16 protein-coding genes and 2 tRNA genes are annotated in these 21,631 nt (G+C 52.7%); 10 read left to right on the top strand and 8 right to left on the bottom strand.

The genetic code is table 11. The features are described from left to right. Window positions 1–20: 20 nt before the first annotated feature. Together nrdA and ubiG are read right to left on the bottom strand one after the other, a co-directional pair. Window positions 21–2,309: a class 1a ribonucleoside-diphosphate reductase subunit alpha gene (gene nrdA, locus QOT07_RS17200; protein WP_099061578.1), complete on the bottom strand. Its 2,289-nt coding sequence runs from the start codon at window positions 2,307–2,309 to the stop codon at window positions 21–23. 437 nt (window positions 2,310–2,746) lie between these two features. Continuing rightward, entirely contained in the window at window positions 2,747–3,472 is a 726-nt protein-coding gene (ubiG, locus tag QOT07_RS17195) for a bifunctional 2-polyprenyl-6-hydroxyphenol methylase/3-demethylubiquinol 3-O-methyltransferase UbiG (RefSeq protein ID WP_099061577.1), read from the bottom strand. 212 nt (window positions 3,473–3,684) lie between these two features. On the opposite strand from ubiG, the gene gyrA reads away from it, so the two are divergent. Beyond that, window positions 3,685–6,336: a DNA topoisomerase (ATP-hydrolyzing) subunit A gene (gyrA, locus tag QOT07_RS17190; RefSeq protein ID WP_099061576.1), complete on the top strand. Its 2,652-nt coding sequence runs from the start codon at window positions 3,685–3,687 to the stop codon at window positions 6,334–6,336. A 164-nt stretch (window positions 6,337–6,500) separates the two neighbouring features. Then, window positions 6,501–9,374 (top strand): two-component system sensor histidine kinase RcsC, encoded by a 2,874-nt coding sequence (rcsC, locus tag QOT07_RS17185; RefSeq protein WP_283603644.1) that lies wholly within the window; start codon window positions 6,501–6,503, stop codon window positions 9,372–9,374. Between the two features lie 50 nt (window positions 9,375–9,424). Here the strand turns inward: rcsC and rcsB are convergent, their stop codons facing one another. From rcsB to QOT07_RS17165, 4 genes are read right to left on the bottom strand one after another with little or no spacing between them, the layout of a single operon-like run. Next, a complete protein-coding gene (gene rcsB / locus QOT07_RS17180) occupies window positions 9,425–10,075 on the bottom strand; it encodes a response regulator transcription factor RcsB (RefSeq protein ID WP_037420903.1) in 651 nt (216 codons plus the stop codon). After that, window positions 10,068–12,770, bottom strand: coding sequence for a phosphotransferase RcsD (gene rcsD, locus QOT07_RS17175; protein WP_283603643.1), 2,703 nt, complete (start codon window positions 12,768–12,770; stop codon window positions 10,068–10,070). Before rcsD ends, rcsB begins: the two co-directional genes overlap by 8 nt. 21 nt (window positions 12,771–12,791) lie before the next feature. Beyond that, a complete protein-coding gene (locus QOT07_RS17170; protein WP_219016670.1) occupies window positions 12,792–13,946 on the bottom strand; it encodes an MFS transporter in 1,155 nt (384 codons plus the stop codon). 55 nt (window positions 13,947–14,001) lie between these two features. Beyond that, window positions 14,002–14,406, bottom strand: a complete 405-nt coding sequence (locus tag QOT07_RS17165; protein WP_283603642.1) for a DUF4186 domain-containing protein — start codon at window positions 14,404–14,406, stop codon at window positions 14,002–14,004. Between the two features lie 710 nt (window positions 14,407–15,116). Here QOT07_RS17165 and QOT07_RS17160 point away from each other — a divergent pair. Together QOT07_RS17160 and QOT07_RS17155 are read left to right on the top strand one after the other, a co-directional pair. Next, the gene (locus QOT07_RS17160; RefSeq protein ID WP_099061571.1) at window positions 15,117–16,229 is read left to right on the top strand and encodes a porin OmpC; all 1,113 of its coding nucleotides are present in this window, start codon (window positions 15,117–15,119) and stop codon (window positions 16,227–16,229) included. 153 nt (window positions 16,230–16,382) lie between these two features. Further along, window positions 16,383–16,799 (top strand): VOC family protein, encoded by a 417-nt coding sequence (locus tag QOT07_RS17155; protein ID WP_099061570.1) that lies wholly within the window; start codon window positions 16,383–16,385, stop codon window positions 16,797–16,799. Here QOT07_RS17155 and QOT07_RS17150 read toward each other — a convergent pair. Continuing rightward, window positions 16,793–17,371, bottom strand: a complete 579-nt coding sequence (locus QOT07_RS17150) for a TetR/AcrR family transcriptional regulator (protein WP_129936532.1) — start codon at window positions 17,369–17,371, stop codon at window positions 16,793–16,795. The genes QOT07_RS17155 and QOT07_RS17150 overlap by 7 nt on opposite strands. A 114-nt stretch (window positions 17,372–17,485) precedes the next feature. Between QOT07_RS17150 and QOT07_RS17145 the strand changes: the two genes are divergently transcribed. After that, window positions 17,486–17,953 carry a nuclear transport factor 2 family protein gene (locus QOT07_RS17145; RefSeq protein WP_099061568.1) on the top strand — a complete coding sequence of 156 codons (468 nt, stop codon included), beginning with the start codon at window positions 17,486–17,488 and terminating at the stop codon, window positions 17,951–17,953. A 6-nt stretch (window positions 17,954–17,959) separates the two neighbouring features. Here QOT07_RS17145 and QOT07_RS17140 read toward each other — a convergent pair whose 3' ends face one another. Continuing rightward, a complete protein-coding gene (locus QOT07_RS17140) occupies window positions 17,960–18,862 on the bottom strand; it encodes a LysR family transcriptional regulator (protein WP_283603641.1) in 903 nt (300 codons plus the stop codon). Window positions 18,863–18,941: 79 nt separating this feature from the next. Between QOT07_RS17140 and blaSPR the strand changes: the two genes are divergently transcribed. The 5 genes from blaSPR to QOT07_RS17115 all read left to right on the top strand — a co-directional run bounded on the left by blaSPR (window position 18,942) and on the right by QOT07_RS17115 (window position 20,988). Next, window positions 18,942–19,838 carry an SPR family subclass B3 metallo-beta-lactamase gene (blaSPR, locus tag QOT07_RS17135; protein ID WP_099061566.1) on the top strand — a complete coding sequence of 299 codons (897 nt, stop codon included), beginning with the start codon at window positions 18,942–18,944 and terminating at the stop codon, window positions 19,836–19,838. A 135-nt stretch (window positions 19,839–19,973) separates the two neighbouring features. Next, complete coding sequence (gene osmE / locus QOT07_RS17130) at window positions 19,974–20,303, top strand: osmotically-inducible lipoprotein OsmE (protein ID WP_085117690.1); 330 nt, start codon at window positions 19,974–19,976, stop codon at window positions 20,301–20,303. Between the two features lie 155 nt (window positions 20,304–20,458). Further along, window positions 20,459–20,546: transfer RNA gene (locus tag QOT07_RS17125), tRNA-Ser, on the top strand. 6 nt (window positions 20,547–20,552) lie between these two features. Beyond that, window positions 20,553–20,628 (top strand) — tRNA-Thr (locus QOT07_RS17120). Window positions 20,629–20,781: 153 nt separating this feature from the next. Next, window positions 20,782–20,988, top strand: coding sequence for a DUF2767 family protein (locus QOT07_RS17115; protein ID WP_112348874.1), 207 nt, complete (start codon window positions 20,782–20,784; stop codon window positions 20,986–20,988). The last annotated feature ends 643 nt before the right edge of the window (window positions 20,989–21,631 follow it).

The following is a 21,631-nucleotide window of genomic DNA, read 5'->3' as shown; positions in this document are numbered from 1 at the left end:
CCGGCCCGCTGTGTCAAACTTTAGATCTTGCAGGCACCGCTTTCGCAGTCATCATCGCCACCTTTTGCCGGCAGCAAATCTTCCTGAATATCATCGGCACCGTCGCGGGTGTTCTGATAGTACAGCGTCTTAACACCAAACTTGTAGGTGGTGAGCAGGTCTTTCAACAGCTGCTTCATTGGCACCTTGCCGCCCGGGAAACGGGTTGGGTCATAGTTGGTGTTGGCCGAGATCGACTGGTCGATAAACTTCTGCATCAGACCAACCAGTTGCAGATAGCCGTCGTTGTTCGGCATTTCCCACAGCAGTTCGTAGTCGTTTTTCAGACGCTCATATTCTGGTACCACCTGGCGCAGAATACCGTCTTTAGACGCTTTGATACTGATGTGACCGCGTGGCGGCTCAATGCCGTTAGTGGCGTTGGAAATCTGCGAAGAGGTTTCCGAAGGCATCAGCGCCGACAGGGTAGAGTTGCGCAGACCGGTTTCCTTGATCTCTTTACGCAGGCTTTCCCAGTCGTAGTGCAGTGGCTCCTGGCAGATGACATCCAAATCTTTCTTGTAGGTGTCGATCGGCAGGATGCCCTGTGAATACGTGGTTTCATTGAACCACGGGCAGGCGCCTTGTTCCTGAGCCAGACGGTTCGAGGCCTTCAGCAGGTAGTACTGGATGGCTTCGAAAGTTTTGTGGGTCAGGGCGTTAGCGCTGCCGTCGGAGTAGCGTACGCCGTTCTTCGCCAGGTAGTAAGCGTAGTTGATCACGCCGATACCCAGGGTGCGACGACCCATAGCGCCACGGTGAGCGGCTTTGATTGGGTAGTCCTGGTAATCCAGCAGGGCATCCAGAGCACGTACTGCCAGGGTAGCCAGCTCTTCCAGATCGTCCAGGCTTTCGATGGCGCCCAGGTTAAAGGCGGACAGCGTACACAGGGCGATTTCGCCGTTTTCGTCGTTGACGTCATCCAGCGGCTTGGTCGGCAGGGCGATTTCCAGGCACAGGTTGGACTGGCGTACCGGCGCGATCTGCGGATCAAACGGGCTGTGGGTGTTGCAGTGGTCAACGTTCTGGATGTAGATACGGCCGGTAGAAGCGCGTTCCTGCATCATCAGTGAGAACAGTTCAACCGCTTTCACTCGTTTCTGGCGGATGCTGCTGTCTTGTTCGTACTGGGTGTACAGACGTTCGAATTCGTCCTGATTGGCGAAGAACGCGTCATACAGTCCCGGCACGTCAGACGGGCTGAACAGGGTGATGTCCTGGCCCTTGATCAGGCGCTGGTACATCAGGCGGTTCAACTGCACGCCGTAATCCATGTGGCGCACGCGGTTGCCTTCAACGCCACGGTTGTTCTTCAGCACCAACAGGCTTTCAACTTCCAGATGCCACATCGGGTAGAACAGCGTAGCTGCACCACCACGCACGCCGCCCTGAGAACAGGACTTCACCGCGGTCTGGAAATGTTTGTAGAACGGGATACAGCCGGTATGGAAGGCTTCACCACCGCGGATTGGGCTGCCCAGCGCACGAATACGACCGGCATTGATACCGATACCGGCGCGTTGCGAAACGTATTTCACAATGGCGCTGGAAGTGGCGTTGATGGAATCCAGGCTGTCGCCGCACTCGATCAGCACGCAAGAGCTGAACTGGCGGGTTGGGGTGCGCACGCCGGACATGATTGGCGTAGGCAGTGAAATCTTGAAGGTGGAGATCGCGTCGTAGAAACGTTTAACGTAGTCCAGACGGGTATCACGCGGATAGTTGGAGAACAGGCACGCGGCCACCAGGATATACAGGAACTGTGCGCTCTCGTAGATCTCGCCGCTAACGCGGTTCTGCACCAGATACTTCCCTTCCAGCTGCTTAACGGCTGCGTAGGAGAAGTTCATATCACGCCAGTGATCGATAAAGGAGTCCATCTGCTCGAACTCTTCAGTGCTGTAGTCTTCCAGCAGATGCTTATCGTACTTGCCCATCTCTACCATGCGCGTTACGTGAGCGAGCAGCTTCGGTGGCTCGAATTGGTCGTAAGCTTTTTTACGCAGATGGAAGATGGCCAGGCGTGCTGCCAGATACTGATAGTCCGGCGCATCGCGCGAGATCAGGTCGGCTGCCGCTTTGATAATGGTTTCATGAATATCAGCAGTTTTGATGCCGTCATAAAACTGAATATGAGAACGCAACTCTACTTGAGAAACCGAGACGTTGTTTAACCCTTCCGCGGCCCAGTCGATGACACGGTGGATTTTGTCGAGATTGATGCGTTCTTTACGGCCATCGCGTTTAGTTACAAGCAGACTTTGGTTCATGTGGTGTTTTACCTGTCCGTATGGTGCCCCTAAGCAGAAGTGTAGTAGCTCTGCTCAGTATGTAAACACTATATATAGGGGTTGTATGTCGGTGAGGTAACAAGATAGTGAGAAAACAGGGCGTTTGCAAGTGAACAAAAGTGGCCTAATTTGTGGATAACTTGGGGGTGAAATGTGACTTGTCTTTCGCAGTGCGCGCTGTGACTGGCGCGACAAGCTTGTCAATAAGCGGGATAAGAATTTCCTTAGAATCAGAAAAACGTGATCGTTTGCCGCTTTATTAAACGTTAGAAAAAAACGGCATATTGATCTGATTTAATATTCTTAAAAACTGTTTACAACGGTGATTTTGATCGAAAGCGGAAAAATCAGGTATTTATCTTAATGTTATCGGCGCACCGGAACAGACAAGCCAGTCCCGGCGCGCTTTGGAAGGCTCAGCCTTCGTGCTGAGTATGTACCATATAGTTCACATCAACGTTGCGGCCAAGCTTGAAATGGTCGGTGATTGGGTTGTAATGCAGGCCAATCATATGCTTTTCGCGCAACGGCGTGCCGTCAACCCAGCCGATCAACTCAGAAGGGCGGATGAACTTCTTATGGTCATGGGTGCCCTGTGGCACCATCTTCAGAATATATTCCGCACCGACCACCGCCATCAGCCAGGCTTTGGTGTTGCGGTTAATGGTGGAGAAAAACACGTGGCCACCCGGTTTGACCAGGTGAGCGCAGGCGCGTACCACCGAAGCCGGATCGGGAACGTGCTCCAGCATTTCCATGCAGGTCACTACGTCATAGCGTTGTGGGTTGGCCTGCGCATGGCTCTCCACCGTTTCCTGTATGTAGTTTACATTCACGCCGCTTTCCAGTGCGTGCAGCCGGGCAACCTGCAGCGGCTCGGCGCCCATGTCCAGCCCGGTGACCTGTGCGCCTTCTCGCGCCATGCTTTCCGCCAAAATGCCGCCGCCGCAGCCCACGTCGAGGACGGTTTTGTCAAAAATGCCGCCGGCGCGCTGCAGGATGTAGTTCAGACGCAGCGGGTTGATACGGTGCAGCGGCTTGAATTCACCTTCCAAATCCCACCAGCGTGAGGCCACGGCCTCGAACTTGGCGATTTCATGATGGTCTACGTTTTGCGCTTGGCTGGATGATTCTGCATTCATGGGCGTATTTGGCTCCTGGTTCTCGTTGCGCGGATTATACATGTTCCGGCGCAGCACCGTCTGCGTCGATGCATTTTTACTGCACATATATGCATAATTTAAGTTAAACAGCGGCGGTTATTTTCCCGTAAAGCGTGCTTTGTGATATAGTTTTACACCTTTGCCACTATGGCAGCGGGCAGATGAATCATTAGTAGAGGGATAGCAGCTCCATGAGCGACCTTGCCAGAGAAATCACACCGGTAAACATCGAAGACGAGTTGAAAAACTCGTATCTGGACTACGCGATGTCCGTAATTGTCGGACGTGCGCTGCCAGATGTTCGTGATGGACTGAAGCCGGTGCACCGTCGCGTTTTGTTCGCGATGAGTGTATTGGGTAACGACTGGAATAAACCATACAAAAAATCGGCCCGTGTCGTCGGGGACGTAATCGGTAAATATCACCCACACGGTGACAGCGCGGTTTACGACACCATCGTGCGTATGGCTCAACCGTTTTCGCTGCGCTATATGCTGGTGGACGGTCAGGGTAACTTCGGTTCTGTCGATGGCGACTCCGCCGCGGCGATGCGTTATACCGAAGTGCGCATGTCCAAAATTGCTCACGAACTGCTGGCGGATCTGGAAAAAGAAACCGTCGACTTTGTGCCTAACTATGATGGCACCGAGCAGATCCCAGCCGTCATGCCAACCAAGATCCCGAACCTGCTGGTTAACGGCTCGTCGGGCATCGCCGTGGGCATGGCCACCAACATTCCGCCGCATAACCTGTCAGAGGTTGTCAACGGCTGCCTGGCTTATATCGATGATGAAAACATCAGCATCGAAGGCCTGATGGAGCACATCCCGGGGCCGGACTTCCCGACTGCGGCGATCATCAACGGCCGCCGCGGCATCGAAGAAGCCTACCGCACCGGGCGCGGCAAAATCTATTTGCGCGCACGCGCCGAAGTAGAAGCCGATGCCAAAACCGGTCGCGAGACCATCATTGTTCACGAGATCCCGTATCAGGTGAACAAGGCGCGTCTGATTGAGAAGATCGCCGAACTGGTCAAAGAAAAACGCGTGGAAGGTATCAGCGCGCTGCGTGATGAGTCCGACAAAGACGGCATGCGTATCGTGGTTGAAATCAAGCGCGACGCGGTCGGTGAAGTGGTACTGAACAATCTGTACTCGCTGACGCAACTGCAGGTCACCTTCGGTATCAACATGGTGGCATTGCATCAGGGTCAGCCAAAACTGCTGAACCTGAAAGACATTCTGAAGGCGTTTGTCCGCCACCGCCGCGAAGTGGTGACTCGTCGTACCATCTTCGAACTGCGTAAAGCCCGCGATCGTGCCCATATCCTGGAAGCGTTGGCTATCGCCCTGGCTAACATCGATCCGATCATCGAAATGATCCGTCGTGCGTCAACCCCTGCGGAAGCCAAAATCTCGCTGGTGGCTCAGGCGTGGGAGCTGGGTAATGTGGCTGCAATGCTGGAGCGAGCCGGTGACAACGCCGCTCGTCCTGAGTGGCTGGAACCGGAGTTCGGCATCCGTGACGGTAAATACCATCTGACCGAGCAGCAAGCTCAGGCGATTCTGGATCTGCGTCTGCAGAAACTGACCGGCCTGGAGCATGAAAAGCTGCTGGACGAATATAAAGAGCTGCTGACGGCGATTGCCGAGCTGATCTTTATTCTGGAAAACCCAGACCGTCTGATGGAAGTGATCCGCGAAGAGCTGGTGGCAGTCAAAGAGCTGTACAACGACGGCCGCCGCACCGAGATCACCGCCAATACTTCAGATATTAATATCGAAGACCTGATCAACCAGGAAGACGTGGTCGTTACGCTGTCGCACCAGGGCTATGTGAAGTATCAGCCTCTGACTGACTATGAAGCGCAACGCCGCGGTGGTAAAGGCAAGTCAGCGGCACGTATTAAAGAAGAAGACTTTATCGATCGTCTGTTGGTGGCTAACACCCACGATACGATCCTGTGCTTCTCCAGCCGTGGTCGCCTGTACTGGATGAAGGTGTACCAACTGCCTGAAGCCAGCCGTGGCGCGCGTGGTCGTCCAATCGTCAACTTGTTGCCGCTGGAAGCCAATGAGCGTATCACCGCCATTCTGCCAGTGCGTGAGTATGAAGAAGGGCGTCACGTGTTTATGGCTACCGCCAGCGGCACCGTGAAGAAAACCGCGTTGACCGATTTCAGCCGCCCACGCAGCGCCGGCATCATCGCCGTTAACCTCAATGAGGGTGACGAGCTGATTGGTGTTGACCTGACCGACGGCAGCAACGAAGTCATGCTGTTCTCCGCCAACGGTAAAGTGGTGCGCTTCCCGGAAACGCAGGTGCGTTCAATGGGCCGTACTGCTACCGGCGTGCGCGGTATCAATCTGGGTGAAGGCGACAGCGTTATTTCCCTGATTGTGCCACGTGGTGAGGGCGATATTCTGACCGTCACCCAGAACGGCTACGGTAAACGTACTGCGGTTACCGAGTATCCGACCAAGTCACGCGCCACCCAAGGGGTTATCTCCATTAAGGTGAGCGAGCGTAATGGTCAGGTAGTGGGTGCGGTTCAGGTGGATACCACCGATCAGATCATGATGATCACCGATGCCGGTACGCTGGTGCGTACCCGCGTATCGGAAGTCAGCGTGGTCGGGCGTAATACCCAGGGTGTTACGCTGATCCGTACTGCGGAAGACGAGAACGTCGTCGGTCTGCAGCGCGTTGCCGAACCGGTGGAAGATGAAGAGCTGGACAGCCTCGAACCGGGTGCGGAAGTTGCAGAAGAAGACGCTGCACCGCTGGATGAAGGCGATGATGATTCTGAAGCGTCAGATGACGTGGAAGATGACAACGCCTAAGTGGTAGGGGCTGGCTTGCCGCCCCTGTCGCACTGAGGTTAAAAGGGCCTGGCAGCGATGCTAGGCCCTTTTTCAGTTATATGGTTTAATTGCCGGACCCAAGTCAGAGATCCCGGCTCTGATATGAACGCGCTGGTCGCCACTCACTTTTGTATGGTATCCGATTGAAATATTTAGCTTCTTTTCGCACCACGTTAAAGATATCCCGCTATTTGTTCCGGGTGCTGGCGATAATGCTGTGGTCGTTGGGGGCGTTGCTCACCACCTTCTATATCCTGAATATCCTGCACCAGAAAGAGTCTGACATTCGACAGGACTACAATCTGAATTTCGATCAGGCGCAGGGCTATATCCGCCATTCTGCCGATATAATGCGTGATATCAAATATATGGCGGAAAACCGCCTCAACGGCTCAGTCAGTAGCCTGGACATGTTCAGCGGTATTTTCCCCGGCAAGAACACTCCACTGGAGTTTGTACCACTGTATTCAGAGTCCAACTGTTCACTTAATACCACTTATCGCAGCTCGCTCAATTCACTGAGCGGACTGATTCAGTATTGGAAAGAGAATTTCGTTGCGGCCTACGATCTCAACCGGGTGTTTTTCATCGACGGTGACACTTTATGCATGGCGGAGTTTGGTGGCAGCAGCAGCGGTGTGGCCAACCGAGCCGACGCGCTGAAAACCCTGCATGAGCGCATCCTCAAATACCGTAATGCCAAGAACCAGGACAAAGACAATAATCTGTACTGGATCAGCCCAAGCCAGCAGCGGCCGGATGTCGGTTATCTGTATGTGCTGACGCCTATCTATATTGGTAACAAGCTTGAGGCGCTGCTGGGTATTGAGCAGACTATTCGTCTGGAAGACTTTGTCACCGCAGGCAGCTTGCCGACCGGTGTAACCCTGCTGGATGAGAATAACCAACCGATATTGCGGCTGGTGGATGGCGAGCGCGATGCGCAGGCCCCCGGCAGCTATCCGGACGATCCGGCTTACTTTGGCTATGTAGATAACTACCGCGACCTGATCATGAAGAAGGCGCTGCCGCCGTCATCGCTCAGTATTGTTTATGCCGTGCCGGTGCAGACGGTGGTTGAACGCTTCAGGATGTTAATCCTCAATGCAGTACTGCTGAATCTGCTGTCCGCCATTGTGCTGTTCAGCCTGGCCTGGCTGTTTGAGCGAAAAATGTTCCTGCCGGCGGAAGACAACGCTTTCCGGCTGGAGGAGCATGAGCAGTTCAACCGTAAGATTGTCGCCTCGGCACCTGTGGGCATTTGTATTCTGCGCATCAGTGACGGTACCAACATTCTGAGTAATGAGCTGGCACACAACTATATCAACCTGCTGACTCACGAAGACCGTGACCGCATTACACGCATCATCTGCGAACAACAGGTGAATTTTGTCGATGTGATGACCAGTAATAACAATAATCTGCAAATCAGCTTTGTTCATTCCCGTTACCGCAACGAGGATGTGGCGATCTGCGTGCTGGTGGACGTTAGCGCACGTGTGAAAATGGAAGAGTCGCTACAGGAGATGGCGGCGGCGGCAGAGCAGGCCAGTCAATCCAAATCGATGTTCCTGGCGACCGTCAGCCACGAGTTGCGTACGCCGCTGTACGGCATTATCGGCAACCTCGATTTATTGCAGACCAAGGCGTTGCCGCAGGGCGTTGATCGACTGGTCAATGCGATGAACAACTCGTCCGGGCTGTTGTTGAAGATCATCAGCGACATCCTGGACTTCTCGAAAATTGAATCCGAGCAGTTGAAGATTGAACCGCGTGAGTTCTCCTGCCTGGAGGTGATCACCCACATCGCCGGCAACTATTTGCCGCTGGTGGTGAAGAAACGGTTGGGGTTGTACTGTTTTATCGAGCAGAACGTGCCGGAGCGCATTTCCGGCGATCCGGTGCGTTTGCAGCAGGTACTGTCGAACTTGTTGAACAACGCGATTAAGTTTACCGATACTGGCTGCATCATTCTGCAAGTCTGTACGCGTGGTAGCTATCTGGAATTCAGCGTTCGCGATACCGGGGTCGGCATTCCGGAGAAAGAAATCACCCGCCTGTTCGACCCGTTCTTCCAGGTCGGTAGTGGTGTGCAACGCCATTTCCAGGGCACCGGGCTGGGGTTGGCGATTTGCGAAAAGCTGATCAACATGATGGATGGCGACATTGCCGTTGAATCCGAGCCGGGATTAGGCAGTCTGTTCACCATTCGCATTCCGCTGTTTAACGCCCAGTTCCCGATCCCGCAGCCCAGCGATACCTGGCAAGGTAAAACTCTGTGGCTGGATATCCGCAACCAGCGGTTGGAAAGTTACCTGATGGAGATCCTTGGTGGTTATGGAGCTACGGTACTGCGTCACCAGGGGCAGGATACCGCCGCAGGGGATGTGATGCTCAGCGATCACCCACTGATGGTCAATACGCCACTGCTGGCGCAGATCCAGTTCACTACCGAGCATATTGGCCCGTCGCAGGAAACCCGGCCGGGCTATTGGATGCACAGTACCTCAACGCCGCGTGAAACCCTGACGCTGCTCAACCGTTTGTTTGGTACCCGTGATGAAAGCGGCAATACTCTGATGCAACTGCCGGTACCGGCCAAGGCCAGCAGGGTAGACAACGGGGATATTCATTTGCTGGTGGTGGATGACCACCCGATTAACCGTCGTCTGCTGTCTGACCAGCTTAGCTCACTGGGTTACCAGGTGGTGACGGCCAATGATGGGGTAGATGCACTCGACGTACTGAATCGCAATACCGTCGATATCGTGCTGACCGACGTCAACATGCCCAACATGGATGGCTATCTTTTGACCCAGCGTTTGCGCCAGTTGCACTTTACCGCTCCGGTGATCGGCGTGACGGCGAATGCCCTGGCGGAGCAGAAGCAGCGCTGTATTGAGGCGGGGATGGATAACTGCCTGTCGAAACCGGTGACGCTGGAAACGCTGGAGCAGACTTTGGGGTATTACAGCCAGCAGGTGCGCCGCACGCGGGCTGAGTCAGAAGACGTCTGAAAGCAAAAGGGCGCAGCAAAATGCCGCGCCCTCTGTTAACTACCGGGATTTTAGTCTTTGTCCAGCGGTGCCATGCTGACAGAGGAGAGGTAGTTGAGCAGCGCAATATCGTTCTCAACACCCAGCTTCATCATCGCCGATTTCTTCTGGCTACTGATGGTTTTGATGCTGCGATTGAGCTTCTTGGCGATCTCGGTCACCAGGAAACCTTCGGCGAACAGGCGCAGTACTTCGCTCTCTTTCGGTGACAGACGCTTATCACCGTAACCGCTGGCGCTGATCCTCTCCAACAGTTTGGAGACGCTTTCCGGCGTGAACTTCTTGCCTTTCTGCAATGCGGCCAGCGCTTTCGGCAGGTCGGTCGGCGCACCCTGTTTCAGCACGATGCCTTCGATATCCAGATCCAGCACGGCGCTAAGAATAGCCGGGTTGTTGTTCATGGTCAGAACGATGATCGACAACTGCGGATAATGGCGTTTGATGTATTTGATCAGCGTAATGCCGTCGCCATACTTATCGCCCGGCATCGAAAGGTCGGTGATCAGGACGTTCGCGTCCAGTTTGGACAGATTGTTGATCAGTGCTGTTGAGTCTTCAAACTCCCCAACGACATTCACCCATTCAATTTGCTCAAGTGACTTCCGGATGCCAAACAGTACGATAGGATGGTCATCAGCAATAATTACGTTCAGGTTATTCATGTTGTTGGCTACCTTGCTGCAGCAGTCTACTGACGAAAAAATCAATCTGACTGATGTTATTCTCGATCTTGAGCGCATCACCGTCTGCGATGTGCTGTTCTAACGATTCACACAGTTGCTTGCCGGGAAGCAGATTTAACATGGCAAACACGCCTTTCAGGCGGTGTGCTGTCTGTGACAGAGCATTGAAATCACTGCTGCCCGCCTCAGTATACAGTTTTTTGACATCGTCGGGTACTGTATCAATAAATAGGCCATAGTAATCACTTGATTTCAATTGTTTTTCATAGAGTTGGATGTCATCGGCGGTCAGTGAAAGCGCGCTTTCCTGCTGTTCCAACGCGGCCATTTGCTGCTCAATCAGCATCAGCACGGCGTCTATCATCGCACCACTCAGGTTATAGTTTACCCGAATATACCGTTTTTCAAGCTGCTGCCATCCGGCTTCATCGCTGGTCAGCAACAGGGTGTAATCGTCTGCTCTTTGCGGGTTATCGGTCAGCAATACGTCGTAGTCGCGATTAATTTGGCGTTCGTCGGCAACGATGCAGCTTGCGTCGTAGGCGTGCAACAGATGGGTGACGATGCCACGCACTTCTTCAGAAGTGATGTCCAACAATGCGGTCACACCGTCGAGCAGCTTTTCCTGTGCTTCCGTCTCTTTTTTCTCCATTTCCATCGGCACGCGGATGGTGTAGCGGGTGCCGATATCAATCTTGCTGCGGATATCCAACTGGCCATTGAGCTTTTTGCACAGTTGATTACACAGAAAGAAGGTGAGGCCGGAGCCGTGATTAAAACGATCCACCAGCGTCTGGCTAAGGAACGGATAGTTCAGGTTGCTGATCTCTTCGTTGGAAATGCCTGACCCGGTGTCATTGATATGGAACACCAGGCGATCGGGATGCTCGGGCTCATGATCGATCACCAGCGAAATCTTGCCGCAGGCGGTAGTGATAATGGCGTAATGCACCAGCAGTGAGATCACCTTGCGCAGTGCATTGGCATCCCCGATATATTGCTGTTCGACATCAAGATGGAAATGATTGAACAACGACAGACCTTTTTGATTGATGGATGGCAGGGCTTCCTGCAGTAATTCATCTATCAGGGCCGATGGGCTAAAGGGATGACGCGAAGGCTGCCAGTCCTGGGTTTCCAGCCGGGTGAGCAGGGTGATGTTTTCAATCAGCCCCAGCACCGTCGACGATTGTACCGTCAGTTGCTTCAATAGCGCTTGTTGCTGTTCTTCATCCGCTTGCGTACGCAGGCGATCGGCCAGATCGTGCATCTGGCGCACCGGCTGGTTCAGCTCAATGCCCAGGTTATGCAGCATCAGTTTGCGTGCCTGGACATTTTTATCGTACTCGCGCTGCGCCTGCTGCAACCGCTTGTTCACCATCACTTCCTTGTCCTGATCGTTGAGCAGGAACAGGTAGGTTTCCGGCGACAGTTGGCTGCGGAAAATGCGGATCTCATACACTTCATTGTTGACCGTAGCCTGAATAACGCCGTGATGCTGTTCGGCCATATGGGCGATTTTTTGCAGGCTTAAATGTGGCAACAGGTGTTGGGCGATCTTGTTACTGGCGATCACCGTATTGCTGGCGAAGTTGTACACCAGCAGGCCGGAAGGCAGGCTGGCGATGATTTCCTGATTCAGTGCGCGTTCGGCTTCAAGTTCAACCGCCATATTCTCGCTCGGGCGGATATATTGGCGACGGATAAAGTAAATACCCACCAACGACAGCGCCAACAGCAACAGATTGATGGCGATCAGCCAGATATTGTTCCGCAGCAGGTCGATCGCCAGGCTGATAGCGGAGACGCGGTAAACCACTTTCAGCGGCGAATTAGGCAGGGGAGCGCTGAACTCCACCCAACTGCCGCTCATCGCTATGCCGGTGCTGGTCGCCGTATCCAACGGCAAGGTTCCGTCATCCATGCTGCTATCGTCAGGCAACAGCATGAAGTTGGCGCGCGCCATATTAATGGGGATGATGTCGTTAATCGGCAGGTCGAAGGCGATCACCGTGGCCAAATGACCCGGCTGGTTAAAAGTGGTGCGGATTGAAAACGAATAGGTGTTCTGGAAGCGTTGTTTGCGCAACGCGGAAAAACTTTCACGCTCGTCGAGCATATTGGCCTGTTGCAGCATTTCGGCCCGACGATCCTCTGCCGAGGTTGTCAGATAGCTTTCCTTGAAGCGTGAGGCCAGTTCTTTCAGCGGCTGGGTGGTGATCAGACTCAGGCTGTTATCTTGCCCGTTAAGGTAATACATGGCGTAATTTTCAGTCTTGGCCCCCCAACGGGTGTCCAGATAGTCTGAAATATTGGCGATCATCGCCAGAGTGCTTTCTTCATGACTGCCAAAAATAACCGCGTCGGTCTTTTTATGCGGCTTCTCCAGGTAATAAACGTCCGGGCGCAGCCGGGTTTCCTGCAGGCTGGGATCGACATTCAATGACGGCGCATTACCGAATTTTTCGTAGATCTGATAAGTGATGTAGCGGTAGTTGTCGATACGCTTTTGCAGGCCGTTGGCGATGCTGTTCAGCGCGTATTTCTTTTCTGCCAGCCAGGCGTTGGTGTAGTTGTAGCCATACAAGCCGATGGCTATCGTCAGCAGTACGGAAAATAACAGGAAGCAGCGGGTAATATTGCTTGAGCTGATGGTCAGTTGTTTATTTTGCATAGTTGGCTGCGCATTCCTGAATCAACGGGTTATGGCCCGGGCACTGGCGGTGACTGCCAGGAGTAATACTGCAACGCAGGCAAAGGCCGCCGTCAGGCTGGAGAACTGGGCGATAAAGCCGATCAGTGCCGGTCCGGCGAGAATGCCGGCATAGCCCACGGTGGTCACTGAGGCGATAGCCAGATTGGCCGGCATATCATGTTGGTTGCCCGCCGCACTGAACAGGATTGGCACCACGTTGGAAGCCCCCAGGCCCACCAGCATAAACCCAATCAGTGAAACCATGGCGTTGTTGAACACAATGGCCAGGCTCAGGCCAATGGCCGCACACAGGCTACCCAGCAGCAATACCTTATATCTGCCCAGCCGGTTCACTACCCAATCGCCGTTCAACCTGCCGATAGTCATGGTGATGGAGAACAACGCATAGCCTAATCCGGCCTGGCTATGGTCAACCCCACGCAGGGTGGTGAGGAACAGGGCGCTCCAGTCGAGCATCGAGCCTTCCGCCAGGAACATAATGAAGCACAGGATACCGATAAACATCACCCAGCCACGAGGCAGCACGAACATCGGCCCGCCTTCTTCACCGCCGCTTTCGCGCAATAAATTGCGACTGGCCAGCATCAGCAGCACGGCAATGGTCAATACGGTGACCCAGGTTGCCAGCAAGGGTGACAGCCCCAGCCACAGCATCAGGCTGACGCCGCCGGCACCGGCGATACCGCCAACGCTGAAGAAACCATGGAAACCGGACATCATTGCCTTGCCGCTGGCGCGCTCGACTACCACCGCCTGCACATTCATTGCCACGTCGATCATGCCGATCGCCGCACCAAACAGTAGCAGGGCCAACGCCATACCGGTGGTGGTGTTCATCAGAACCAGCAGGGGCAAATCAATACACAGCGCCAGGCCAGCGAGCAGGATCACCGGTCGACAGCCCAACCTGCCGGTCAGGAAGCCGGTTAACGGCATCGCTAACATCGAACCTGCACCAATGCACAGCAGCAGCAGACCCAGCGAGCCATCGTCTATGCCGATACGTGCTTTGGCAAACGGCACCAAGGGTGCCCAGGCGGCCATACCAAAGCCGGCGACAAAGAAAGCCAACCGAGTTGCAATCTGGGCCGGGACGCCGGGTTTTTGCTGTTCATTACACAAGGTGGATGTCATGTGGGCATCAGGATCTATTGTGGAAATGCGGACTGAAAGTTATGGAGTGTTTTTATCACAATCCGCGATCCGGGTCGAAAGGATTTGCGCTGTCATCGGTCTTCGCGCCCGCCCGTCGCTCCAGCCACAAGGTAATGACTTGCACAATGTACCGCTTTTGTTCCTCGTCCAGCGCTTGCCCCTGGGGAATGTTATGCCACTTGGCCAGACAGCCACGACAACAGGTGGCTGTGGCATGCTGGGCGACAAATACCGGATGGCCACGCATCGGGGTTTGTTTACCGTCATTTTTCGGGAAAGGGGCCGCAAGCCGTTGCTCGATAAAATCTCGTGCGTGGCTGAGGATCAGCGGCAACCCTTTGGTATCAAAGTAAAGTTGGTCTTTGGGGTTCAGGCGGAACCTGGCGCGGAAAGGGGAGCTTTGCAGCCGACGCCATAGCGCTTCGGGTTGAAATAGCATGGGTCATCTCTTCGGGATATTTTGTACAGGCTATCAAAATAGGCAGGATGAGCCAATGTTGCTTCCCCAAACCGAATGCCGACTTAAGCTGAAGGTGTTTTAGCCATAAAACGCTCCCCTAATTAATGCGATTAATTCATAGCCTAAATCAGGCTAATAAATTAGCGATTAGTGCGAAAGTTAATTAGGGGGATAATATCTATAGGTGATTATTTTTTGGCAAAAAGTGCGGATAAAGATGAAATGTGAAGAAAATGTAAAATAATAAAAAACCGGCCAGAAGCCGGTCGAAATGTACAAAAATTATCTTACAGATAATGAAGGTAATAATGAAAATAATGATGATAGCGGGATTATTATAACGTCAGATATATGAGATGTTTTTGGCACAATGTGCTTATCAGTGGTGAGTTTTGTATATCAGTCTGTTTTTTCTTAAAGTTTTGTATAACTAGCTAATTTTATTTCTATAAATGTATTTTTTGGCATTGTGTGCCTTATTTTGTTTGTCTGTAATGTTTTGTGGAAGTTCGCGAAAATTTACATTTGGAAACCTTTATTAATCACAATGAAACACTATCGGATACTTGGTATCATTTTCTTTCTGGATTAATATAACCCTTGTTACCAGAATGGTAATGCACAGTCGTGCTAATAATGCTCAAAAGGGCAGTGGCCATAGTTCGACATAATTAACGAGGATAATAACGATGAAACTTCGAGTACTTTCACTGATAGTACCCGCTCTGCTGGTTGCAGGCACTGCAGGCGCGGCGGAAATCTACAACAAAGACGGTAATAAACTGGATTTGTTCGGTAAAATCGATGGTCTTCACTATTTCTCCGACGATAAAGGCTCCGATGGCGACCAGTCTTATATGCGTTTTGGCCTGCGTGGCGAAACACAAATCAGCGACCAACTGACCGGTTATGGTGAGTGGGAATATCAGGCAAACCTCAACCGCGCAGAAAGTGAAGACAACAATAACTTCACCCGTGTTGGCTTTGCCGGTCTGAAATTCGGCGATTACGGCTCATTGGATTACGGCCGTAACTACGGTGTGCTGTACGACATCGGCGCCTGGACCGACGTACTGCCAGAGTTCGGTGGCGATACCTACGGTGCGGACAACTTCATGTTCCAGCGTACCAATGGCGTGCTGACTTACCGTAACTCAGACTTCTTTGGTCTGGTTGACGGTCTGAACTTTGCTCTGCAATACCAGGGTAAAAACGACAGCGCTACCGAATCCAACAATGGTCGTGACGTGTTGGCACAGAACGGTGACGGTTATGGTATGTCCGCGTCTTACGATCTGGGCTACGGCATCAGCGCTGCAGCGGCGTACTTCTCTTCCGACCGCACCAACGATCAAAATGGCAATAACAACCCTGGCATTCTGGGCCGTGGTGACAAGGCTGAGGCCTACAGCGGCGGTCTGAAATATGATGCCAATAACGTCTACCTGGCAGCGATGTATACCCAGTCTTACAACGCAACCCGCTTCGGTAGCAGCAACAGCAGCACTTACGGTTACGCTAATAAAGCGCAGAACGTTGAAATTGTTGCTCAGTACCAGTTCGACTTCGGTCTGCGCCCATCCGTGGCTTACCTGCAGTCTAAAGGCAAAGACATCGATCGCGGTTACGGCGATCAGGATCTGATGAAGTATGTTGATGTGGGCGCGACTTACTACTTCAACAAAAATATGTCTACCTACGTTGATTACAAAATCAACCTGATGGACGAAAACGACTTCACCAAATCTGCCGGTATCAACACCGACGACGTGGTTGCCGTGGGCCTGGTTTACCAGTTCTAAGCAACAGAGTGTGGATATGATCACGCGGCCTTCGGGCCGCGTTTTTTTTGCCTGCGGTTTGGCACAAATTGGAATTTTAGCGGCACGGATTGCTATTTCGATGTGCCTGGGTTTACCTAAACTTCTGCCATATAGATAAGTCAGGGGGCTAATATGGAACTCAAGATAGATCGAGTGGTTGAAACGGTGCTGTACGTCAAAGATATCGAGCGTGCCGCGGTTTTCTATCAGCAGGTATTAAAGCTTTCAGCGATGGTGGCCAACGAGCGTTTTCGCGCCTATGACGTGGGCCAACAAAGCGTGCTGCTGTTGTTCATTGAAGGCGACTCGGTGAAAGGCGCGCATTACCCGGAAGGGTACATCCCTCCACATGACGGCAGTGGGCCACTGCATATTGGCCTGGCAGTAGCGAAAGAACAATTACCGCAATGGGAACAACACCTGACGGCACATGGCGTAGCGATAGAAGGGCGCATGAGTTGGGAACAGGGTGGAGAGAGTATTTATTTCCGCGATCCCGATGATCATCTGCTGGAGTTGGTCACACCGGGGATCTGGGCTAATTACTGATGGTTCCAGGCGGTGGCCAAGGCTTTCAGCATTTCGCTCAGGAGCAGTAGTGCGTTCTGTGCCTGCTGCTCAATTTGCACCTTGACGATCGCTCCGTCGATCAACATCGCCAGCATCTCTGCCTGCTGTTCCTGTTCAGGACCGGCGGGCAGGTAGCGGGCAAGCACTTCTGCCATCTGTGCCTTATGTCGACGGGCTATGATTAGGCTTTCCGGTAGCATGTCCGCCAGTTCCACCGCTGTATTGATAAACGCGCAACCACGGTAGTGGGGATCGCTGAACCACTCTTCGAGACAAGGCACCAACGCGAGCATTACATCTCCTGACCGCGCGACATGCTGCTCCAGCGACAGACTGAACCAGCTCAGCCACTGATCGTGACGGTAGGCCAGAAACGCTTCAATCAGTTCATTTTTACTGGGGAAGTGACGATAAAACGTCACCTTGGCCACGCCTGACTCGCTGATGATGCGATCGATACCGGTCGCGCGTACCCCATCGCGGTAAAACAAATCATGGGCAGTCAGCAGGATACGCTGACGCGGCGGCAGAGCGCTGGGAGTAGCAGACATCGAAATATCTCCTGAAATATTGGCTTGAATGATTGTAGACAACTCTGTCTACATGCGCTAGCTTAATCGTGTAGACAAATCTGTCTACTTGATCGTAACCCGCAGAGGTGAGCTATGAGCATTAAACCCCCGCTACCGCCGTTTACCCGTGAATCGGCCATCGAGAAAGTCCGTCTGGCGGAAGATGCCTGGAACAGCCGCGATCCTGAACGAGTCTCACAGGTCTATTCTGTGGATACCCACTGGCGTAACCGGGCGGAGTTTGTTGATGGCCGTGAGGCCGTCTGCGCGTTCTTACAGCGTAAGTGGGCAAAAGAGCTGGAGTATCGGCTGATTAAGGAGCTCTGGGCGTTTGATGGGGCGCGTATCGCGGTGCGTTTTGCCTACGAATGGCGTGATGACTCCGGCAACTGGTACCGTAGTTTTGGCAACGAGAATTGGGAGTTTAATCCGGACGGTCAGATGATTAATCGACACGCCTGCATCAACGATATGCCAATCCGCGAACAGGATCGTCGGTTCCACTGGCCGCTTGGCCGTCGTCCGGATGAGATTGCGGCACTGAGCGAATTCGGTTTCTGACCGGCGTTACTGATAATAGGGCCGCAGTTGCGTATGAAGCGTGGAGATAAGCCGCTTTTTCCACTCCACTTCCCTCTGTCTATAGTGCGAAAACAGATGGCCAATAGCCAGATTGTCCAGAATAGGCAGGGTGAACAGCCTTTGTTTATCCGGCTGCGCGCTGAACCAGGGCTGCGGAACTACGGCCATCAGCGGAGCTGCTCGCAGCACCGGCGGTAGCTGGGCATAGTCAGCGCAGCTGAGTTGGATCCTGCGCTGCAACCCCTGGCGCTCCAACTGGCGATCCAGTTCATTTTCCGCCTGAGGCCAGGGATGACAGTAATAGTGTGCGTAGTCTGCCAATTCGCTGAAGGCCAGCCCATTCTTGTGCTGCAACACAGGCTGCAAAGGCGGCCCAAATACCGCCACCAGCCGGGTGCTGCCAATGAGTTCATAACACAGTGCGCTGGTGCGCTGTTGATGATCGCCGACTGCGATCACCATATCGATACTGCCTTCCAACAGTTCATTGCGCCATGAGCGTCGCTCAAAGTTTTGGCAGCGGATATCCGCGTTGACGAGAGTGCTTTTCTGCGCCAACAGTGGCAGTAAAATTGGATGCAGCGCCGGTGGTGCAACCAGGGTGAAGTTCCGTGGCACATCCTGCACATGACCGAACAATTCGCCGTCCAGTGAAGAGAACAGCGGCGCCAGTTTTTCTTTAAGTGACAGGGCAAAAAGTGTAGGCACCTGGCGATGTCCCTCGCGGCGAAATAAAGGTTCATCCAGCACTTCACGCAGGCGAGCCAACGCATGGCTGACCGCTGAGGTGCTGATGCCCAACTTGTCCGCCGTTTTCTGACTGGAGCCGGTACAGGTCAACAGATAGAGCACTTTCAGCAGGTTCATGTCCATTTGCAGGATATTCATTAATGGCCTTTTGAATTGAATACCTTTCAATATTGGTCTGAGTATACTTCAGCCCCATTTACCCCGATAGAAGTGGATCATGAAAAAGAATGTTGGCTATCTGACGGCCATGACTCTTGCCTTGTGTTTCAGCGCTCAGGCGCAGCTTAACCCAGCCCAACCCTTGTCCAGTGCGCCACCGTATTCATTGTTTGAGCAATGGGCGCAGCCGGTGGCACCCTTCCAGATGTTTCCACATGTTTATTATGTCGGTACCCGCAACCTTTCGTCGGTGTTGCTGAGTACGCCAGAAGGTTTGATTCTGATCGATGCTGCGTTGGATGCCAGTGCTCCGACGATAAGAGCGCACATTGAGGCTTTGGGTTTCAACATTAAGGATCTGCGCTATATCATTAATAGCCATGCGCGTCTCGATCAGGCGGGTGGTATCGCGCGAATGAAGGCCTGGAGCGGAGCAAAAGTGGTCGCCAGCGCTGCCAATGCAAAGCAGTTGGCACTGGGGGGCAAACAGGATTTCGCGCTGGGAGATGCGTTGAGCTTCCCACCGGTGAAGGCCGATATTATCGTCGGAGAGGGGGACAGCGTTACCCTGGGAGGTCTGAGGTTAACGGCATTGATGACGCCGGGCCATTTACCGGGAGCGACCTCATGGCTGACCACTCTGCATCAGGGCGGGCGAAGTTACCGGCTGGTTTATGCCGACAGCCTGGCTACGCCGGATTATTACCTGATCAATAACAAAAACTATCCCAGCCTGGTAGCGGATATCCGCGGCAGTTTCCTCAGCCTCGCGCAGCAGCAAGCAGATATTTTTATTGCCAATAAGGGAACGCGCTTCGATCTGGAAAATAAAATGTTACGACTGCAAGCGGGTGATCTGGACGCGTTTGTCGATCGTCAGGGGTTGCAGCAATACGTACAACAGTCACAACAGACATTTGAGGCGCAGTTAAAACAGCAACAAAATAAAATGTGAATTACGTTGGCCTGTCCACCGTGGACTGGTGAGGATATTGGTGCGAACCGCACCTATCGACAAAGTGAAATTTGTAGAAAAGCCTTCTCTCTTCTAGACTTAGAGGACAATAAACGTACTCTAAGAGGACAAACCATGACGAATAAGCTGGTTTTAGCCATTTGCACTGCAGCGACTTTCACCCTTCTCGCCGGTTGTACGGCTTATGACAGGGCCGCCAGTTACGTAGCGGAACCCGTGGTCAGTGACGTAAAAGTGGGAATGACCAAACAGCAGGTACGGGCGATTGCCGGACCACCGTCTACTACAGCTACTCTGGTTCATGCGCAGGGTACCTGCGACACCTATGCGGTGGCGCCACGTGACGGGAAAGTACAAACTTATTTTGTCAGCTATAGCGACACCGGTCATGTGATGAACAAAGGTTATCAGACTTGTTCAGACTACGACTCACAACCTAAATAACCCCGTATTACTGTTCAATCCAGCCCCGCTTTAGCGGGGTTTTTCATTTTTTAACCGCTAGTGGCATGAAGTTTAACCAAACGCACTTTTTCCTGCATTTTTTATCATGAAACGATAGACATTTCATAACGGTAGCGCTAATATCTGCGCCCATTGGAAGGATGGCCGAGTGGTTTAAGGCAACGGTCTTGAAAACCGTCGAGTGTAACAGCTCCCAGAGTTCGAATCTCTGTCCTTCCGCCAAATTTAGCCGGCTTAGCTCAGTAGGTAGAGCAACTGACTTGTAATCAGTAGGTCACCAGTTCGACTCCGGTAGCCGGCACCATATAAGTTGTACAGACGTTTAACCCCGTCTACGAACCCCAGTAATCGTAATGATTGCTGGGGTTTTTCGTTTTCCGCCCGCGCCGACCGGGTCTTAAAAGGGCATTGTCAGGCGCAAGATGTTAATCTGCATAAATTGCAACCGGAGGTAGTTATGGGCAGCGGCTTCGAAGATTCAAAAGCCTTGTATATCGGCATATGTACGGTGATAGGCGATGCGGTTCTAGTGTTAATTAATGAAGAGCGCGCCACGGAAAAGGCCGATATCATTGATGTGTTAAAAATGGCGATCACCAGGGATGGCAGGGATGTCAGTCTGGATGAGGCACGAATATTGGCCGTCGAATGGCTGGAGCGATAAGCGCCAAAAGCCGTTGTTACTTGACCTGTTGGATATAGAAAAACCTGCCGAAAAGCAGGTTTTTCTAAGTTTGTTGGTATGAGCTGACTCTGCAAACCTTTTGCAAGTCTAAGTGTGAAGGGGAGCAGAGGTTTTCACGAAAACTGACAGTTTGTTGAAAGACAGTTAGCCATGAATGAGATATAACCGGATAGCAAAAAGATAAGGAGCGTTGGATGCGAAGGGTGTTATTTCTTTTGGTTATTTTGACCCTGTCAGGGTGTTCGGGCTCTTTGGGCTCCATATTGGGTGTGATCCCACAGAGTTCCGACGTTTGCCCTCAGGGGAAAAACTCGATCACGGGTGAATGCCGAGTTTAAGAGATAAAAAAACCAACCGCAACGGGTTGGTTTTAATGGTGTTTATTTCGGTATGATAGGGTTTGAGCCTCCCACTCCCCACGTCGCTGTGTGTCATTTGGCTCTGTGGATCGATTCCCTGATTATCGAGTAGGTGCGCTGTTAACACGTGGACTTCGTGAAACGTTGGGTGTTCTTCTATGGTCAGTTTTCCACGGTACCCCAGTTTATCCCTAAGATCTGAGAATGAACGGCTCGGATAAGTCTGGCACCTCCTGGGTGGGGGGCGATTTCGTTGAGCGTTC

It is taken from the genome of Serratia proteamaculans, from assembly GCF_949794035.1.
In the GTDB taxonomy this organism is placed as follows: domain Bacteria; phylum Pseudomonadota; class Gammaproteobacteria; order Enterobacterales; family Enterobacteriaceae; genus Serratia; species Serratia proteamaculans.
Note: the sequence above shows the minus strand (reverse complement) of the source record. Positions and strands in the feature narration are given on the sequence as shown.

Bases quoted from the DNA above. Each gene is read 5' to 3' on its own strand.
- nrdA (WP_099061578.1), bottom strand. From the start codon at position 2,309: ATGAACCAAAGTCTGCTTGTAACTAAACGCGATGGCCGTAAAGAACGC.
- ubiG (WP_099061577.1), bottom strand. From the start codon at position 3,472: ATGAATGCAGAATCATCCAGCCAAGCGCAAAACGTAGACCATCATGAA.
- gyrA (WP_099061576.1), top strand. From the start codon at position 3,685: ATGAGCGACCTTGCCAGAGAAATCACACCGGTAAACATCGAAGACGAG.
- rcsB (WP_037420903.1), bottom strand. From the start codon at position 10,075: ATGAATAACCTGAACGTAATTATTGCTGATGACCATCCTATCGTACTG.
- rcsD (WP_283603643.1), bottom strand. From the start codon at position 12,770: ATGCAAAATAAACAACTGACCATCAGCTCAAGCAATATTACCCGCTGC.
- QOT07_RS17170 (WP_219016670.1), bottom strand. From the start codon at position 13,946: ATGACATCCACCTTGTGTAATGAACAGCAAAAACCCGGCGTCCCGGCC.
- QOT07_RS17165 (WP_283603642.1), bottom strand. From the start codon at position 14,406: ATGCTATTTCAACCCGAAGCGCTATGGCGTCGGCTGCAAAGCTCCCCT.
- QOT07_RS17160 (WP_099061571.1), top strand. From the start codon at position 15,117: ATGAAACTTCGAGTACTTTCACTGATAGTACCCGCTCTGCTGGTTGCA.
- QOT07_RS17155 (WP_099061570.1), top strand. From the start codon at position 16,383: ATGGAACTCAAGATAGATCGAGTGGTTGAAACGGTGCTGTACGTCAAA.
- QOT07_RS17150 (WP_129936532.1), bottom strand. From the start codon at position 17,371: ATGTCTGCTACTCCCAGCGCTCTGCCGCCGCGTCAGCGTATCCTGCTG.
- QOT07_RS17145 (WP_099061568.1), top strand. From the start codon at position 17,486: ATGAGCATTAAACCCCCGCTACCGCCGTTTACCCGTGAATCGGCCATC.
- QOT07_RS17140 (WP_283603641.1), bottom strand. From the start codon at position 18,862: ATGAATATCCTGCAAATGGACATGAACCTGCTGAAAGTGCTCTATCTG.
- blaSPR (WP_099061566.1), top strand. From the start codon at position 18,942: ATGAAAAAGAATGTTGGCTATCTGACGGCCATGACTCTTGCCTTGTGT.
- osmE (WP_085117690.1), top strand. From the start codon at position 19,974: ATGACGAATAAGCTGGTTTTAGCCATTTGCACTGCAGCGACTTTCACC.
- QOT07_RS17115 (WP_112348874.1), top strand. From the start codon at position 20,782: ATGGGCAGCGGCTTCGAAGATTCAAAAGCCTTGTATATCGGCATATGT.